We start from the raw sequence: 286 nt of genomic DNA, 5'->3' as shown, positions 1-286 counted from the left end.
GTTGGCGGCACTGGAGGCTGGCCTCATCTCCGGCCGGCATGCGCGCACGATCACGGACCAGCTTCGCGAGGTCCCGACCGTCGGCCGTGCCTCCTTCCTCGCCGAGGTCCTTCCCATCGCGGAACGGTCCACCGTTGCGCGGCTGAAGCAGCTCGCGAAGGACCTCCGCGAACGACTGCACCCGGAGTCCATCACGGCACGTGCAGCGCGCTCCGAGGCTGACCGCCGCGTCGAGTTCGAGCCAGCTTCAGACGGTATGGCCTGGGTGCATCTGTTCACGACCGCG

1 protein-coding gene is annotated in these 286 nt (G+C 68.9%); it reads left to right on the top strand.

Annotated elements, in window-relative coordinates:
• Nucleotides 1–286 (top strand): DUF222 domain-containing protein (locus tag ASE44_RS01355; RefSeq protein ID WP_162235721.1); only part of this gene is annotated, 286 nt, incomplete at both ends.

The sequence above is a fragment of the Plantibacter sp. Leaf1 genome (assembly GCF_001421315.1).
Classification (GTDB): Bacteria; Actinomycetota; Actinomycetes; order Actinomycetales; family Microbacteriaceae; genus Plantibacter.
This window is presented reverse-complemented; position numbering and strand designations above follow the sequence as displayed.